Genomic DNA, 17554 nt, shown 5'->3' on the forward strand with positions numbered 1-17554 from the left:
AAGTGTATCACGCTACACCTTTAGTCTGAATAATTAACAAACTCCTAACTATTTACAAATTTCAATAAATAAAATGCACTATACACGCCCGCCTTAACATTTGCCACATTACCCGCAATAAGAATAACATATTAAAATATAACAGCCCTATAAATTAAGAGCGGCAAAACAACAATAACAAGATGACAAAGCAATTATTATATTACAATCAACAAGCGCACGAGAATTTTAAAATTAATACAGTTCGTTATATCGTAGATATACTACACGATATTAAAAAAGAATTAGAAAATCAAAAAGTAGATACTTCAAAATTTACTTTAGAATACCTAGCCCAAAATAAACCCAGTGAGATTTTTAAGGCCTTTTATACAGCCAAAAGAAATAAAGCAGATAAAGACTTCGACTATGATAGTTATCTATCTAATTTTAATGTTAATGATAAAAAATTAAAGGAGTTAGAAGAGCTTTATACTAATTTGGTTAATAAAACACATAAATTCTATCCTATTAATAATGACTTTTATCTTACTTGTGATGCGCTTTACGCTAGAAATTCAAAAATGGAAAAAGCATTAATAAAAGCACCATCAAAGAAAGTTTATTCTATTGATGACTTTCTAAAGATTAGAGGCAATGATTATACTATTGACGTACCAAAAGAATTATATATTTTATATGCTACTAATAAAAACCAGCTAGAAACGATTAAAAATATAGATAATTATATAACGGCTTGCAGAAACCTAAATTTAGATTATAAAACAGCAATGGCACCAGTTAAGGAATTTGTAAATAGCATGGATCAAGATTTAAAAAGCTATGAGCTAAACTATAATGAAATTTTAACGATCGTTTAATTATGGAATCAAAGCAAGAAATAACATTGACAGCGGCAACAAAAGCCGCTTTAGAAAACGAAATAGTTAAACATCATTCTTTCGGCTTTAAACCTACTAAAGATGTAACAACGGATAAAGATGGTATGTATCAAATTAAAATGATAAAAGCATGATCCAATACAAAGTAATTAAAGCTTATGAGCCCGAAGATTTAGAGAATAAAATAAACAAAATGGCCGCCGATGGTTTTAAAATTTACAGTAGTCCGGTTGTTTATGATGCTGGTTTGTTAGTGTTAATGTATAAAAGGTAGTTAGTATTTTCTGTTTGTCGTTAAAGGCTTGCTTTATGTATTTATAGCAAGTCTTTTTTATTTTTGTAACAAATTCAAAGTTGTTATATTTATACTAAAGCCAGCGTTAAAGCCTTGTAAATCCTAGCTATTGATAATCATTCTAAATAATAAGTCTTATTTATAATCATTACAAATAACATCAAATATAACAAGGTTGAAATATGCCCATAGTGAATTTAAAACGCAGGGCAGAACACACTGCCTTTAATTCTGATGTTTTTTCGCAGTACCTTTTTAAATATCACATTACCAAGTAGTTAAGCTTAAATCAATCTACTAAAAAGTATTAACCATAACCACAAGCAAAGCACCAACACCACAGCCACCAATATACAAAGTACTTACAGCCTTTTATATACACTTAATACATAATACTTATATAGTTTATCACTTAGTTATATAGCACGCTTAAAAGAGTTAGAAACTAAATAAAAAAAATATTCCTATATTTAGTATATGTTTGGTAAGAAAAAAAAGGAGTACAAGCAATACGACCCTAACTGGTGGGTAAAAGAACGCTTGGTAACCGGTTTAATAATTATGCTTATAGTTGGGTTTTGTGTTGGCGCTTATGAGTTAATAAAGATGCTTTTAAAATGACCTTATACGAATTTAATATACTTGATTTAAACGATCGTATGGAAGCCGTAAACCAAAACGGTGTATTTTTAAATAATCTCATTTCAGATACAGAAAAATGCAATCTTTACGCAATTGATTTATTTTTTGTTGAGGTGGTTTATAATTCTAGTCTAAACAAGATCACAGAAATAAACAGTTTTAAAACTGGCTATTTACTAGATAAGTATTCAAAAAACTTTTAGCGGCAAATGATAATATTAAATAATTAGGTTACTAAATATTATTAAGGTTGTGCAAAAAATGTAAAATATGCACCTTTTTAAAAACATTTTATTTTTTTTAAGACTAACTATTATATTGCTAATTCTTTAAAAGTAGGCAAATTGTGGGCAAGTATAAAAACAAAAAAGGCTTCAATCTCTTGAAACCCTTGTTAAAACTGTGGAGAAGATGGGATTCGAACCCACGACCTCTTGACTGCCAGTCAAGCACTCTAGCCAACTGAGCTACATCCCCGAAATATTATTTTAATCCGCGTAATACTAAAACAGGTAAGTTACTATGGAAATCTTTTTTAAGAATGGTATTTTTCTCCCATTTTTTAGCAAAGAAACCACGCTTACGGCGCACAACACAAAGCATATCTGGGTTGTGTGAACGGTAATGTTCTAACACCCCTTGAAACGTTGTAGCATTTCCACTTTTAGTAACACTACTAGATAAATCTTCTAGAACTTCGTTAACATCAAAATCACCATCGTTATAATGTGGCGTTTTTACTAATAGCAAATGTACATCTGCATTAAACGTGTCTTTTATAGATTTTAATGGATTTAAAGCCCTTTTCTTTTTAATAATAGCCGATTTCATAGCTAATAAAACATTGGTAACAGGTTTAAACACATAACCTTCCGGAACAATAAGTGCCGGTATATTGGTTTGTTTTATAATTTTACCCGATGTTTTTCCTAAATAAACTTCATCTTTAATAGAGTTAGTTCTAGGTTCAACTAAAATTAAATCTACCTCGGCCGTTTTACAAGCTAACTCTAAAGTATTAATTAATTTTCCTTTTAAAACCTTTACAATAACTTCAACATTTTTAGTATCAATTTGCGATACCAAGTTATCTAAAAACGCTTTACTTTCACGTTGTATAACATCGTCTACCCTAATCATAGTTCCGGCTTTGGTATACACATTATAAACTTGTACTACAAAAAGTTTGGCGCCTACGGCTTCAGCAAAATCTACAGCGTACTGTAAATGGCTTTGTGCATTTTTAGACGATCCAACAGGAACTAAAATATTCTTCATAATAAACTGATATTATATATTAAATTTGCTGCTTTAAAGAAACAAAAGTAAACATTAAAAATGATTCGTGTAAGTGCAAAAACAAAATTGCATGGTAAATATACGAAAACCAAGATACCTCTGTGAATACAAACATTAGTTTTAAGCACATCAACAAGTTAGCCGTACCAGCATTAATTGCAGGTATAGCCGAACCTATTTTATCAATTACCGATACGGCTATTATTGGTAACATCGATGGTAACGCCACAGAGTCTTTGGCTGCCGTTGGTATTGTTGGCACATTTATTTCAATGCTTATTTGGGTTTTAGGACAAACTAGAAGTGCTATTTCCTCCATAGTATCGCAACATTTAGGCGCTAACAAATTAGATAAAATTAAAAATTTACCAGCCCAAGCCATTTTTATAATCACCTTACTAAGTGTGCTTATTATATTTGGCACCTACCCTTTTGCCAGATCTATTTTTAAGCTATATAATGCCACAAACATTATTTTAGATTATAGCGTAGAGTATTACAGAATTCGTGTTTTTGGCTTTCCTTTTACACTATTTACAATGGCCGTTTTTGGTGTTTTCCGAGGTTTACAAAACACATTTTACCCCATGATTATTGCCACTATTGGCGCGTTTCTAAATATTGCTTTAGATTATGCTTTTGTGTTTGGTATAGACAATTACATACCAGCCATGGATATTAAAGGCGCGGCTTACGGTAGTTTAGTTGCTCAAATTACCATGGCCGTGTTAGCAACTATTTACCTCGTAAAAAAAACCAATATTCCGTTAATACCCACTTTCCCTTTAAATAAAGAAATCGATAAATTGGTTATCATGATTCTTAACCTATTTGTCCGCACCTTGGCGTTAAATGTTACCTTGTATTTTGCAACACGTTTTGCCACAGGTTACGGACCAGCGCACATAGCAGCTTATACTATTTGTATCAATTTATGGTTTTTTGCCGCCTTTTTTGTCGATGGTTATGCCAGTGCAGGCAATATACTATCGGGTAAATTATATGGAGAAACGGCTTATGCAACGCTATTAAAACTAAGTAACAAACTTATTCGTTACGGTATAATTGTAGGTATTATGCTAGCTGTATTTGGAGCTCTTTTTTATTATCCGTTAGGTCGTCTATTTTCTAAAGACCCTGAGGTTTTATCTTTATTTTACAATAGCTTTTGGCTTGTATTAATTATGCAACCCTTTTGTGCTTTAGCTTTCATTTTTGATGGTATGTTTAAAGGTTTAGGTAAAATGAAATTTTTAAGAAACGTACTTTTATGCGCCACATCACTTGTTTTTCTTCCCGTTTTATTTTGGTTAGATGCGCTAGGCTATAAACTTCATGCTATTTTTATTGCGTTAACCTTTTGGATTATAGCTCGAGGGATTCCTTTAATTATAAAATTTCGGAAAATATTTATTCCGCTGTCACAAAAATCTTAACTTTGGTCAAAATTTAAAACGAAGCAAACACCATGGATATTCTCTCATTTATAAGCGGAAACGGATTATTTCTGCTATTAGCCATAGTATTAATCGTTGTTTACGTAGTAAACCGTAGAAAAAGAAGATAATGGGCAATAACATTCGTATTACAAAAAAATTCGCTTTCGAAACTGGTCATGCTTTATATGGTTACGACGGAAAATGCAAAAACGTACACGGCCATAGTTACAAACTATCTGTAACCGTAATTGGCCAACCTATTTCAGATAGCACCAACGTAAAATACGGTATGGTTATCGATTTTGGCGATCTTAAAAAAATTGTAAAAGAAGAAATTGTAGATGTTTTTGATCATGCTACCGTTTTTAATAAAAACACACCACACGTAGAGCTAGCAAAAGAACTTGAAGCTCGCGATCACAACGTTTTATTGGTAGATTACCAACCAACAAGTGAAATGATGGTTATGGATTTTGCAAAAAAAATCAAGAACCGTTTACCAAAACATATCAGTTTACATTCATTAAAATTACAAGAAACCGATAGCTCTTTTGCGCAATGGTTTGCTTCCGATAATATTTAGGGCGTTACCCAAAAGGGTCGGGCTTTCACTACTCGCTCCTCCTAAGGTCGGGAGCTCAAACACGCCGTTCAATCCCTAACGCGAGTATTTGCTGTACATGCAACTCAAGTTAATCGGGTGTTTTTAGAAATTTAATTTAAACTCATTTTTTTTTATAAAACCAAATTCATTTTAATAGATAAAAGGTTTAAATCCAAAAAGATGCTTATTTTTACCTCGCTATATAATAATAGCCTGAGTTTCTTGTTATTATTTTAGACTAAAAACACCAGCATTGAAAACATCTTTTAAAACTATATTATCACTATTAATAGCAACTATTCTCGTAGTAAGCTGCTCGCGAAAAAAAGACAAATTTATTAATCGAAATTTTCACGCAGTTACCGCAGAATTCAACTCGCTTTACAATGGTTATAATGCTTTAGAAGAAGGACGAATAAGTTTAAACGATGCTTATTTTGATAATTACTGGGATGTTTTACCCATAGAGCGCATGCAAATTTCGGAAGAAGTGATGCTACCTGGGCAATCTAAAAACGAAAATTTTTCGCGTGCCGAAGAAAAAGCTGTTAAAGCCATACAAAAGCATAGCATGAATATTAAGGGGAAAGAAATTAACCCACAAATGGACGAAGCTTATTTGCTACTTGGTAAAGCGCGTTATTTCGATCAACGTTTTGTACCAGCCATAGAAGCTTTTAACTACATACTTTACAAATACCCAGCCAGCGATAAAATAAACCAAGCCAAAGTATGGCGCGAGAAAACCAACATGCGTTTAGACAATAATGAGTTGGCTATAAAAAACCTAAAACGCCTTTTAAAACAAGAGCAACTTGAAGGTCAAGATTTAGCCGATGCTACATCTATGCTAGCGCAGGCTTATTTAAACACAAAATCTGTAGACAGTGCTATTACACAATTACAAATTGCATCGACATCAACAAAAAATAATGACGAGCGTGGCCGTTACCGCTTTATTCAAGGGCAACTCTATAATAAATTAGGTAAAAAAGATAGTGCAAACTTAGCCTTCGATAAGGTGATTGACCTGAATCGCAGAACGCCAAGAATCTACATGATTACCGCTTATCTCGAAAAATTTAAAAATTTCGATTTTGAAAATGGTAACAAATTAGAAGCTCAAGAATTGCTTACTAAACTCGAAGAAAATCGTGAGAATCGTCCGTTTTTAGATAAAATCTATCATCAAATTGGCGAATTTCATTTAAATAATGGTTCCGATTCTTCAGCAATGGCTTATTACAATAAGTCGTTACGTACCAATTCACCAGACAGATTATTAAAGGCAAAAAACTACGAAACCATTGGCGATATGTTTTTCGATAACTCGGAATACGCTACAGCCGGTGCTTATTTCGATAGCACCATGAGTAACTTAAAGCTAAATTCTAAACCATTTAGAGTTATAAAACGTAAGCGCGACAACCTAGAAGATGTTATTTATTATGAAGCTATCGCGAAAACAAACGATAGTATTTTACATTTAGTACACTTACCAGAAGCTGAAAGATTATCCCTGTTTGAAAGCTATGTAAGCAATTTAAAAGAACAAGCCGAAGAAGAAAAAGAACAAGCCGAAGCTGCCGAACGTAATGCAAACACGGGTTTAGTTACCGCTAACAACATACCCAGCGCAACCAATGCTGTTGGCGCTAGAGGCGGTTTACCTGGGCAAGCCGCTTTATTCTATTTTTACAACCCAACTACCGTAGCTTATGGTAAAAATGAATTTGTAAAAGTTTGGGGCAACCGTGCTTTAGAAGATAATTGGAGATGGTCTAGCAAAGGCAATGTAGCAACTAGTACAAATGCTACTGGATCTACTAACGACCTGTCTGCTTTAGCATCAGATGAAGAACGATTTGATCCACAATTTTATATTTCTAAAATTCCTTCGGAAGAAAAAGAAATTGACAGTATTTCAAAAGAAAGAAACTACGCTTACTATCAACTCGGATTAATCTACAAAGAGAAATTTAAGGAATATCAATTATCAAAAAGTAAGTTTCAAAATTTACTAGAAAGTAACCCTGAAGAACGATTAATTCTTCCTTCTAAATATAATTTATATAAAATATATGAGCTTTTAGAAGAAAATGACGAAGCTTCAATTGCAAAAGCTGAAATTATTAAAAACTATCCAGAATCGCGTTATGCTAATATTTTGGAACACCCAGAATTGGTTTCAGACAAAGACGAAAATAGCCCAGAAAGTTTATACGAAGCGCTATACAACTTACATGAACAACAAAAATATGCCGAGGTTATTTCTAAAAGTGAAGATTATATTAAACGTTTTGATGGCGAACCTATTATCCCGAAGTTAGAACTTTTAAAAGCTACTGCAAACGGTCGTTTAAATGGTTTTGAAGCCTTCAAAACTGGCGTTAACCACTTATCGGTTACCTATGCCAATACCAATGAAGGTAAACAAGCCCAAAAGATAATTAACGAAGTGCTTCCAAAAATTGCAAATACCGATTTTGTTGAAGCCATAGATAGTGTCACTACACACTATAAAGTGGTTTTTCAGTTTAAAGATACGGAACGAAACAATATTCCTACCTTCAAAAAAGAGCTAGACAGTGTTTTAAAAGAGGTTAAATATTACCGATTATCGTCGTCCGTAGATTTGTATAATCCACAAACAACCTTTGTTTTAGTGCATGGCATAAAAAACGAAGCCGTTGCCAAAACATTTAAACAATTATTAACCGATAAAAATAAAAAGAAGATTATTAAACCATTCTTCGTAATTTCATCGGCAAATTATCAAACCATTCAAATTCATAAAAATTTAGAGGCCTACTTAAACCCAAATAACCAATAACCCATACCACTATGTTTTCAGATAATAAAAAAAATAAAACCATGGCAGAAGCAACATCCAACCAAAATATAATAGCTAAAGGAACCACTATAGTTGGCGATTTAAAAAGCGAAGGCGATTTTAGAATCGATGGTACCGTAGAAGGTAACATTAAAACTCCAGGTAAAGTAGTTGTTGGAAAATCGGGATCTATAAAAGGATCTTTAGAAGGCACAGATGCTCATTTTGAAGGTGCTTTTTTAGGCAAACTCACTTTATCAGGTACACTAACATTAAAATCTACTGCAAATATTGAAGGTGATGTTGTTGTTGGAAAATTAGCTGTAGAACCTGGTGCAAGCTTTAATGTATCATGTGCTATGCAAGGGCATAAAAAACAATTGAAAGATGCCGGACAACAAAAAGCCATCGGATAAACGACTTAATCCGTTTATCAAGTTTTCATCTATTGCGCTCCAAATGGGTTTAACCATTTATTTAGGTAGCAAATTAGGCGAATGGCTAGATGTAAAATTCAATAACACCAACCAACTCTATTACAAAATAGTGACCTTAATTGCTGTTTTTATTGCCATGTATACGGTTATAAAGCAAGTACTTAATTTAACAAACAGCGATCAAACCAAAAACAAACCTTAATGATTAAGCGTATTTTAATTGTAGCCGCTATTCTTTTAGTTTTATTCCTAATAGCCTTCAATATTCAAAATTACTTAACCACCGAAACACTTTCGTTCTCGTTGCTTTCTGTATATCTCTTTCATTTAATAGCAGCCATTATAGTTTACGCTACTGTAGAATTTGTTGCAGAAAAATTACCGAACCAGGCAGGTTACGCCTACTTAACTTTAATGTTTTTCAAAATTGGGGCTTTTGTATTAATTTTTCAATCATCGGTTTTTGTGAACGATAATTTGACGCAAATGGAACGTATTGGATTAGTCATTCCATTATTTCTGTTTTTAATTACCGAAGCCATAGCTGTTTCAAAGCTCTTAAACAGTAAGTAATTACTAACTTTTTAAGAATTCTTTAAGAATTTTCTATTCTTAGAAAATCTAATAAAAAAAAGGCTTTACTTTTTTAAATTATTACTTACATTTGCACAAAATTTACAGAGCATAAATTTATTAGTTAGAAAAAGTATGGTGGTGGCAAAAAAATCTATCAATTTTATAGCAGTTTTAGTTTTAGCGTTGTTTTCTATATCTTCTTATGGAGATGATGCACAGCATAAACCTGGAAACAAAGTAGATACAGCAGAAGAAATTAATGAATATATTGCACATCACTTAAAGGATTCGCACGATTTTCATTTCTACACGCACAACGAATCTGGAACACATTACAGTTTTCCTTTACCAGTAATTGTTTGGACCAGCAATGGTTTAAAAACATTTATGTCGTCTGAATTTCATCATGATGATGCTGGGAAAGTAATCGTTAACAAAGACGACACTAAACTTGTAAAACTACACAGTAAAATATACGAATTAGAAAGCGGAGCTTCTTCAATTAATTTTGATGAAGATCACCACGCGACTAACGCACACAAGGTTTTAGATTTCTCGATAACAAAATCTGTTTTCGGAATGTTATTAACAGGTATCCTTATGTTATTAGGTTTTGGCGCATTAGCTAGAGGTTATAAAAAAGGGAAAACGATTCCAAAAGGATTTTCTAGAGTATTAGAACCATTAGTAATTTACGTTCGTGACGAAATAGCAAAACCAAATATTGGAGAAAAAAAGTACCGTAAATTTATGGGCTTCTTGCTAACCGTATTCTTCTTTATCTGGATATTAAATTTATTAGGTTTAACGCCACTTGGTTTTAACGTAACAGGGCAAATAGCTGTAACAGCTTGTTTAGCATTATTTACAGTTGTTATCTATATGTTTAGTGGTACTAAAGATTTTTGGGCACACACATTATGGATGCCAGGAGTTCCTTATATATTACGCCCTATATTAGCAGTTATTGAGCTAGTTGGTTTTGTAATTATTAAGCCATTTTCATTATTAATACGTTTATTCGCAAACATTACTGCGGGTCACTTTGTTGTAATGAGCTTAATTGCATTAACAATTACATTAAAAGCATCTTTCGGACCTGTGGTTTCTACAGGAATGTCGTTAGCATTATCATTATTTATAATGGTAATTGAGATATTAGTAGCGTTTTTACAAGCGTTTATTTTCACGATGTTATCATCGTTATTTATTGGTATGGCTGTCGAAGAACACGACGATCATCACTAATAACTAAAATGAAATGATTTCAATGAAAGTTGAAATCCAAAACAGAATTTGTTTAATTAATATTTATAAAAATCAAATTAGTATGTACAATTTAATTGGAGCAGGATTAATCGTTATCGGTGGTGGTATCGGATTAGGTCAAATTGGTGGAAAAGCAATGGAAGGTATTGCTCGTCAACCTGAAGCAGCTGGAAAAATCCAAACTGCAATGATCATCATTGGAGCCTTATTAGAAGGTTTAGCATTCGGTGCATTAATCTTAGGGAAATAAGAATTTCCTAAAAAACAAAAAAGAACAGATTCCTGTAACGGTTGGTTACAGGACCTGTTTTTTAAAATTAAACAAAAACAAATAACAACTAATTTATAGTTTTACATGGATCAGTTATTACATGATTTTTCGCCAGGCTTATTTTTTATGCAAGCCATTATCTTATTAATATTAATAGTATTAATGAGAAAATTTGCTTGGAAACCAATTTTAGACTCTTTACAGTCTAGAGAAGATGGTATCCAAAACGCATTAGATTCTGCCGAAAAAGCAAAATTAGAAATGCAAAACCTTCAAGCCGATAACCAAAAATTATTGCAAGAAGCTAGAGCAGAACGCGAAGAGATGCTTAAAGAAGCACGCGAAATGAAAAACAAAATGATTGAGGACGCTAAATCTGAAGCAGAAGGTCAAGCTAACAAAATGATAGCTCAAGCACAAGCTGCTATCGAAGGTGAAAAGAAAGCCGCTTTAGCCGAACTTAAAAATCACGTTGCTGGTATTTCTTTAGAAATTGCCGAAAAAGTAATGCGTACTGAATTATCTAACAAAGACAAGCAATTACAATTGGTTGAAACTATGTTAGCTGAAAAATCATTAAACTAAATTATAATGGCGGGAGCAAGAGCAGCAATACGTTACGCTAAAGCATTATTAAGTTTAGCATCAGATCAAAACACAACAGAAGTTGTTGGTAATGATATGAAGCTAATCGCTAATACTTTGGCAACAAGTAAAGATTTAAGCGAAGCACTTCAAAGCCCTGTAATTCCTTCTTCAATTAAAAAATCGACTTTATTAGAAGTTTTTAAAAACGCTGATAAATCAACAAATAACTTAATTGATACTTTAGTGACTAATAACCGAATTAATATTTTAGGCGATATCGCAGTAAAATATGGTCAGTTATTAGACGAATCTAAAGGTGTTGAAGTTGCTACCGTTACTACAGCAGTAGCGTTAACAGACGATTTAAAGAAGCGTGTTTTAGAAAAAGCTAAAACCCTTACAGGAAAAGATGTTGAAGTAGAAAACATTATAGATGAAGACATTTTAGGTGGTTTCATTTTACGTATTGGAGATTTGCAATACAACGCAAGTGTTGCCAATCAGCTTAACAAATTAAAAAGAGAATTTACATTAAACTAAGGTCTTTAGATCTAAATAAACAATAAGATGGCAGAAGTAAAACCAGCTGAAATATCAGCAATCTTAAAACAACAACTTTCGGGTTTTGAGGCAAGCGCTTCATTAGACGAAGTAGGAACTGTATTAACAGTAGGTGACGGTATTGTTCGTGCTTACGGATTAGCTAATGCACAATATGGTGAATTAGTAGAATTCGAAGGCGGATTAGAAGGTATCGTACTTAACCTTGAAGAGGATAATGTAGGTATTGTACTTTTAGGAACTTCAGTAGGAGTTAGAGAAGGTTCTACAGTAAAACGTACTAACCGTATTGCTTCTGTGAAAGTAGGAGAAGGTATTGTTGGTCGTGTTGTAGATACTTTAGGTAACCCAATTGATGGTAAAGGACCTATTGCTGGAACAACTTATGAGATGCCTTTAGAGCGTAAAGCTCCTGGTGTTATCTATAGAGAGCCAGTAACAGAACCATTACAAACAGGTATTAAAGCAATTGATGCTATGATTCCAGTTGGTAGAGGTCAACGTGAATTGGTAATTGGTGACAGACAAACAGGTAAAACTGCAGTTTGTATCGATGCTATCTTAAATCAAAAAGAATTTTACGATGCAGGTGAGCCTGTATATTGTATATATGTTGCTGTAGGTCAAAAGGCTTCAACAGTAGCACTTATTGCTAAAACTTTAGAAGAAAAAGGCGCTTTAGCATACACAACAATAGTAGCTGCAAATGCATCAGATCCTGCTGCAATGCAAGTATATGCACCATTTACAGGAGCATCTATTGGAGAGTACTTTAGAGATACTGGTAGACCAGCTTTAATTGTTTTTGATGATTTATCAAAACAAGCCGTTGCTTACCGTGAGGTATCTTTATTATTAAGACGTCCACCGGGACGTGAGGCATATCCTGGAGATGTATTTTACTTACACTCTCGTTTATTAGAGCGTTCTGCAAAAGTTATTAATAACGATGCAATTGCTAGAGAAATGAATGACTTGCCAGAGTCATTAAAACCAATCGTAAAAGGTGGTGGATCTTTAACAGCATTGCCAATTATTGAAACTCAAGCAGGTGATGTTTCTGCTTATATCCCAACAAACGTAATTTCTATTACTGATGGGCAAATTTTCTTAGATGGAGATTTATTTAACTCTGGTGTTCGTCCAGCAATTAATGTAGGTATTTCTGTATCTCGTGTTGGTGGTAATGCACAGATTAAATCTATGAAAAAAGTATCTGGTACTTTAAAATTAGATCAAGCACAATTCCGTGAGTTAGAAGCTTTCGCTAAGTTTGGTTCAGATTTAGATGCTGTAACTTTAAACGTAATTAACAAAGGTAAACGTAACGTAGAGATCCTAAAGCAAGGTCAAAATGATCCTTTTAAAGTAGAAGATCAAGTAGCAATTATCTACGCTGGTTCTAAAAACTTATTAAAAGACGTTCCTGTTGAAAAAGTAAAAGAATTTGAAAGAGATTTCATTGAATTCTTAAACGCTAAACATAGTGATGTATTAGCAACTTTAAAAGCAGGTAAATTAACTGATGCTGTTACAGACACATTAATTTCTGTTTGTAAAGAACTTTCAGCTAAATACAAAGCATAAAACAGTTTGAAGTTATGAGTTTATAACAAGCTCATAACTTCAAATTTAAATTATAAAATTAATGTCACTCTGAGGGCAATCGCAGAGTCTTTATAAAATAAAGAATGGCTAATCTTAAAGAAATACGTAACAGAATATCATCAGTATCTTCAACGATGCAAATTACCAGTGCCATGAAAATGGTATCGGCTGCAAAGTTAAAAAAGGCGCAAGATGCTATTACCGCTATGCGTCCTTATTCAGATAAGTTAACCGAACTTTTACAAAGTTTGAGTGCCACTTTAGATGCTGATTCTGGAAGCGCATATGCCACGCAACGTGAGGTGAAAAAAGTATTAATTGTAACTATAACTTCTAATAGAGGTTTAGCAGGTGCTTTTAACTCTAACATTATTAAAGAAGTTACTAGAATGACTTCTGAAACTTATGCAAACCAAGAAGTATCTTATCTTGCTATAGGTAAAAAAGGAAATGATGCCTTTAAGAAAACCAATAATGTTATAGATAACAAAAGTGCTATTTACGATGATTTAACGTTTGATAACGTTTCTGAAATTGCTGAAATGCTAATGGATAAGTTTATTGCTGGTGAGTTCGATAAAATCGATATCATTTATAATAAATTTAAAAATGCCGCAACTCAAATTGTAACTACTGAGCAATTTTTACCAATTGTACCTGTAGAAGGCGAAGCAGCTAACACTTCTGATTATGTTTTCGAACCATCGAAATTAGAAATCGTAGAACAGTTAATTCCTAAGTCTTTAAAAACACAATTATACAAAGGTATTCGCGATTCTTTTGCAAGTGAACACGGCGCTCGTATGACAGCCATGCACAAAGCAACAGATAACGCAACCGAATTAAGAGATCAGCTAAAATTAACGTACAATAAAGCACGTCAAGCAGCTATTACAAACGAAATCTTAGAAATTGTTGGTGGTGCAGAAGCATTAAACAATTAGACTGAAGCTTTAGCGAAGTTAAATCTCAATAGCAACAGTATTGAACAATTAAACAAGATATTTTAATAAAATTAAAATCCCCTTCAAGTTATAAACTTAAAGGGGATTTTTTTATTCTGCAACTTAAGAGGCCTAAAGCCACCCTCTACGTTTAGAACTAATCAACATCACGTAGTAAAAAGCTATTCCAATTATCAAACATGCCATAACTTATCTTTGCATGGCATTCACTAAAAACGTACTTTTAACACCATAAAACAACTAGTATTGAGCGCACTAAAATCACTTTTCAAGCAAACATTCATTTATGGCTTAGCCACGGTTTTACCAAGAATGATGAGTTTTATGCTTGTACCACTTTACACAAGCGATGGTGTACTTTCATCCGTAAGTGAATATGGAGAAGTATCGGTGATTTTCTCATACTTTGTTCTATTTAACGTTATTTTAGCTTATGGTATGGAAACCGCCTTTTTTAGGTTTTTCAACAAGGACGATGATAAAAATAGCGTTACAGGCACCTCTACCATATCTTTGGTTATATCATCTATTAGCTTTTTTATCATTGCGCTTATTTTTCAAAATCAAATCGCTTCATTTATAGATATAGACGTTAAGTATATTAACATCGTTATTTGGATTTTACTTTGTGACGCTCTTGTTATTATACCCTTCGCTTGGTTACGTGCCACACAACAACCCATGCGTTACGCAATTATCAAAATATTAAATGTCGCCATAAACTTAGGTTTAAACCTCTTCTTTCTTTTAGCTTTGAAAGATTTATCACATAACTTTTCTTTTTTCAATAGCATCTATACAGAAAATTTTGAAATCAGTTATATTTTCATAGCAAATCTTATATCAAGTGGTATAACACTTCTTTTAATGCTTCCGTTTTACACGAAAATTAAATACGTGTTCAACATAGAACTTTGGAAACGTATGATGCGTTACGCCTATCCAGTTTTAATTGCCGGAATAGCATTTTCGATTAACGAAACATTTGATAGAATTCTTCTAAAAGAACTTCTTCCTAAACATATTGCCGATGTAGATATCGGTATGTATTCGGCATGTTACAAACTCGCCTTGTTTATGACACTTTTTGCTACAGCTTACCGATTGGGTATCGAGCCTTATTTTTTTAGCCATGCTAAAAGCCTAAATCCGCAAAAAAATTACGCCAGAATATTAGAATTCTATATTGCGCTAGGATCTATAATTTTATTAGGCGTTGTGGTTTTTGCTGATATATTGAAACCTATAATTGTTAGAAGTGAAGATTATTGGGAGGCTATGTGGGTAGTACCAATAATTTTAATGGCCAACTTCTTCTTAGGTATCTATCATAACCTATCTGTTTGGTATAAAGTCACCGATAAAACAAAATTTGGAGCATACATTTCTATTGTTGGTGCCATAATAACATTAGTAATAAATATTATATTCATCAAAGAATTCAGTTACAAGGCGTCAGCAGTGGCAACGCTATCTGCCTATGCTGTTATGATGATTTTATCTTATTACTACGGAAGAAAATATTACCCTATACCCTACAACCTAAAAAAAATACTGATGTACCTAATACTCTCCATTGGTCTATCCATATTATCCTTTTATCAATTTAGAGGTAATTATGTTGTAGGCATATCAATGTTAATTGTATTTTTGGGAATCGTTTATTTTTCAGAGAAAGATGACATCAAAAAAATCTTAAGAACGAAGTAAAACGTAAGTAAAACAGATGCAGATAAAAATAATAAATAAATCTAACCACGAGTTACCGCACTATGAAACCATAGCATCGGCCGGTATGGATTTACGCGCAAATATAACAGAAGCTATTACCTTAAAACCATTAGCAAGAACCATTGTTAAAACAGGTTTATTTATTGAATTACCAATAGGTTTTGAAGCTCAAGTTCGTCCACGTAGTGGGTTGGCCGCAAAAAAAGGTGTAACCGTTTTAAACGCTCCAGGTACTATTGATGCAGATTACCGTGGAGAAATTGGAGTTATTTTAGTTAATATTTCTAATGAAGATTTCGTTATCGAAAGCGGTGAACGCATTGCACAACTCGTTATTGCAAAACACGAACGTGCGGAGTGGATATCTGTTGAAGAATTATCTGAAACCTCAAGAGGCGAAGGTGGGTTTGGAAGTACGGGTGTGAAATAAAAAGAACAAAAAATAGATTTCCGCCTTCGCGGAAATGAAAAAATTACTTAATATGAAAATAATAGTACCAATGGCAGGACGCGGATCGCGTTTACGCCCACATAGTTTAACAGTACCAAAACCATTAATTCCAGTTGCCGGACAACCTATTGTACACCGTTTGGTAAAAGATATCGCCAAAGTTTTAAAACAACCCATAGAAGAAATTGCCTTTGTTTTAGGCGATCCTGCTTGGTTTGGAGACGATGTTGTAGAAAGCTTAAAATCCCTTGCCGAAAACTTAGGCGCAAAAGCTTCTATTTACCGTCAAGATAAACCGCTAGGTACTGGCCACGCTATTATGTGTGCAGAGCCTTCGCTTTCTGGCCCTGCAGTTATTGCTTATGCCGATACTTTAATTCGTGCTGAATTCGATTTAGATCCGGCTGCCGATAGTGTTATTTGGACCAAGCAAGTAAAAAACCCAGAGGCTTATGGTGTGGTAAAATTAAACGATAACCAAGAGATTGTTGAACTTGTTGAAAAACCAGAATCTTTTGTTAGCGACCAGGCCGTAATTGGTATTTATTACTTTAAAGATGTTGCTGTTTTAAAAGGAAAACTTCAAGAAATTCTTGATGAAAATATTATGAATGGTGGCGAATACCAAATTAACGATGGTATAAAACGCATGATGGCAGACGGTAAAGTATTTAAAACCGGAACTGTTGATGAATGGATGGATTGTGGAAACAAAGCCATTACTATAGAAACTAACCAACGTATGTTAGGCTTTTTAAAAGCTGATGGCGAAGAGCAATTAGTTGCAACATCGGCTAAACTAGAAAACTCTAACATTATAGAACCTTGTTTTATTGGTGAAAATGTTGTGCTAAAAGATGCGACTGTAGGCCCTTTTGTTTCTATCGGAAACAATACGGTTATAGAAAATTCGACTATTAAAAACAGTTTAATTCAAACAAACTCGACTATTAAAAATGCGAATTTGGATAATGCTATGATTGGAAATCACGTGAAATACGATGGGGATTTTACAAGCATTAGTATTGGTGACTATTCAGTATTAGAATAAATTTTAATTCCCTCGAAAGGGGGGAATCTTATCAAATAATGTTCATAGATATT

Annotated in this window: 20 protein-coding genes and 1 tRNA gene; 19 read left to right on the top strand and 2 right to left on the bottom strand. The window is 33.3% G+C overall.

Annotated features, from left to right (window positions below):
• The first annotated feature begins 182 nt into the window (after nucleotides 1–182).
• The 4 genes from BM246_RS05795 to BM246_RS05800 all read left to right on the top strand — a co-directional run bounded on the left by BM246_RS05795 (nucleotide 183) and on the right by BM246_RS05800 (nucleotide 2021).
• Nucleotides 183–860 carry a hypothetical protein gene (locus tag BM246_RS05795; protein ID WP_074936455.1) on the top strand — a complete coding sequence of 226 codons (678 nt, stop codon included), beginning with the start codon at nucleotides 183–185 and terminating at the stop codon, nucleotides 858–860.
• A gap of 2 nt (nucleotides 861–862) precedes the next feature.
• Complete coding sequence (locus BM246_RS19935; RefSeq protein WP_175489783.1) at nucleotides 863–1015, top strand: hypothetical protein; 153 nt, start codon at nucleotides 863–865, stop codon at nucleotides 1013–1015.
• Nucleotides 1012–1155: a hypothetical protein gene (locus BM246_RS19940; protein ID WP_175489784.1), complete on the top strand. Its 144-nt coding sequence runs from the start codon at nucleotides 1012–1014 to the stop codon at nucleotides 1153–1155. The genes BM246_RS19935 and BM246_RS19940 overlap by 4 nt, the downstream gene beginning before the upstream one ends.
• A 638-nt stretch (nucleotides 1156–1793) precedes the next feature.
• The gene (locus BM246_RS05800) at nucleotides 1794–2021 is read left to right on the top strand and encodes a hypothetical protein (RefSeq protein WP_074936457.1); all 228 of its coding nucleotides are present in this window, start codon (nucleotides 1794–1796) and stop codon (nucleotides 2019–2021) included.
• A 200-nt stretch (nucleotides 2022–2221) separates the two neighbouring features.
• Here the strand turns inward: BM246_RS05800 and BM246_RS05805 are convergent.
• Together BM246_RS05805 and BM246_RS05810 are read right to left on the bottom strand one after the other, a co-directional pair.
• Nucleotides 2222–2295: transfer RNA gene (locus BM246_RS05805), tRNA-Ala, on the bottom strand.
• 6 nt (nucleotides 2296–2301) lie between these two features.
• Nucleotides 2302–3096: a universal stress protein gene (locus BM246_RS05810; protein ID WP_042500742.1), complete on the bottom strand. Its 795-nt coding sequence runs from the start codon at nucleotides 3094–3096 to the stop codon at nucleotides 2302–2304.
• Between the two features lie 122 nt (nucleotides 3097–3218).
• Here BM246_RS05810 and BM246_RS05815 point away from each other — a divergent pair, with 122 nt between their 5' ends.
• The 15 genes from BM246_RS05815 (at nucleotide 3219) to BM246_RS05885 (ending at nucleotide 17501) form a co-directional block, all read left to right on the top strand.
• On the top strand, nucleotides 3219–4553 hold the full coding sequence (locus tag BM246_RS05815; protein ID WP_074936459.1) for an MATE family efflux transporter: 1335 nt from the start codon (nucleotides 3219–3221) through the stop codon (nucleotides 4551–4553).
• Nucleotides 4554–4683: 130 nt separating this feature from the next.
• Entirely contained in the window at nucleotides 4684–5139 is a 456-nt protein-coding gene (locus tag BM246_RS05820) for a 6-pyruvoyl trahydropterin synthase family protein (protein WP_042500739.1), read from the top strand.
• Nucleotides 5140–5413: 274 nt separating this feature from the next.
• Nucleotides 5414–7993, top strand: a complete 2580-nt coding sequence (porW, locus tag BM246_RS05825; protein WP_074936461.1) for a type IX secretion system periplasmic lipoprotein PorW/SprE — start codon at nucleotides 5414–5416, stop codon at nucleotides 7991–7993.
• 11 nt (nucleotides 7994–8004) lie between these two features.
• Nucleotides 8005–8409: a bactofilin family protein gene (locus tag BM246_RS05830; RefSeq protein WP_074936463.1), complete on the top strand. Its 405-nt coding sequence runs from the start codon at nucleotides 8005–8007 to the stop codon at nucleotides 8407–8409.
• Nucleotides 8381–8632 carry an AtpZ/AtpI family protein gene (locus tag BM246_RS05835; RefSeq protein ID WP_074936464.1) on the top strand — a complete coding sequence of 84 codons (252 nt, stop codon included), beginning with the start codon at nucleotides 8381–8383 and terminating at the stop codon, nucleotides 8630–8632. The genes BM246_RS05830 and BM246_RS05835 overlap by 29 nt, the downstream gene beginning before the upstream one ends.
• Entirely contained in the window at nucleotides 8632–9003 is a 372-nt protein-coding gene (locus BM246_RS05840) for a DUF6168 family protein (RefSeq protein ID WP_042500732.1), read from the top strand. Before BM246_RS05835 ends, BM246_RS05840 begins: the two co-directional genes overlap by 1 nt.
• Nucleotides 9004–9138: 135 nt before the next feature.
• Nucleotides 9139–10254 carry a F0F1 ATP synthase subunit A gene (gene atpB / locus BM246_RS05845; protein ID WP_074936466.1) on the top strand — a complete coding sequence of 372 codons (1116 nt, stop codon included), beginning with the start codon at nucleotides 9139–9141 and terminating at the stop codon, nucleotides 10252–10254.
• Nucleotides 10255–10336: 82 nt separating this feature from the next.
• A complete protein-coding gene (gene atpE / locus BM246_RS05850) occupies nucleotides 10337–10525 on the top strand; it encodes an ATP synthase F0 subunit C (RefSeq protein ID WP_004569351.1) in 189 nt (62 codons plus the stop codon).
• Between the two features lie 105 nt (nucleotides 10526–10630).
• A complete protein-coding gene (locus BM246_RS05855) occupies nucleotides 10631–11131 on the top strand; it encodes a F0F1 ATP synthase subunit B (protein WP_042500727.1) in 501 nt (166 codons plus the stop codon).
• A gap of 6 nt (nucleotides 11132–11137) precedes the next feature.
• The gene (gene atpH / locus BM246_RS05860; protein ID WP_074936468.1) at nucleotides 11138–11674 is read left to right on the top strand and encodes an ATP synthase F1 subunit delta; all 537 of its coding nucleotides are present in this window, start codon (nucleotides 11138–11140) and stop codon (nucleotides 11672–11674) included.
• Between the two features lie 27 nt (nucleotides 11675–11701).
• Entirely contained in the window at nucleotides 11702–13282 is a 1581-nt protein-coding gene (atpA, locus tag BM246_RS05865; protein ID WP_074936470.1) for a F0F1 ATP synthase subunit alpha, read from the top strand.
• Nucleotides 13283–13386: 104 nt separating this feature from the next.
• Complete coding sequence (gene atpG / locus BM246_RS05870; protein WP_042504078.1) at nucleotides 13387–14247, top strand: ATP synthase F1 subunit gamma; 861 nt, start codon at nucleotides 13387–13389, stop codon at nucleotides 14245–14247.
• A gap of 267 nt (nucleotides 14248–14514) precedes the next feature.
• A complete protein-coding gene (locus tag BM246_RS05875; RefSeq protein WP_042504079.1) occupies nucleotides 14515–15978 on the top strand; it encodes an oligosaccharide flippase family protein in 1464 nt (487 codons plus the stop codon).
• Nucleotides 15979–15994: 16 nt separating this feature from the next.
• Entirely contained in the window at nucleotides 15995–16429 is a 435-nt protein-coding gene (dut, locus tag BM246_RS05880; protein WP_042504080.1) for a dUTP diphosphatase, read from the top strand.
• A 52-nt stretch (nucleotides 16430–16481) separates the two neighbouring features.
• Nucleotides 16482–17501: a sugar phosphate nucleotidyltransferase gene (locus tag BM246_RS05885; protein WP_042504082.1), complete on the top strand. Its 1020-nt coding sequence runs from the start codon at nucleotides 16482–16484 to the stop codon at nucleotides 17499–17501.
• Nucleotides 17502–17554 lie beyond the last annotated feature (53 nt).

Source organism: Algibacter lectus, from assembly GCF_900112395.1.
Lineage (GTDB): Bacteria > Bacteroidota > Bacteroidia > Flavobacteriales > Flavobacteriaceae > Algibacter > Algibacter lectus.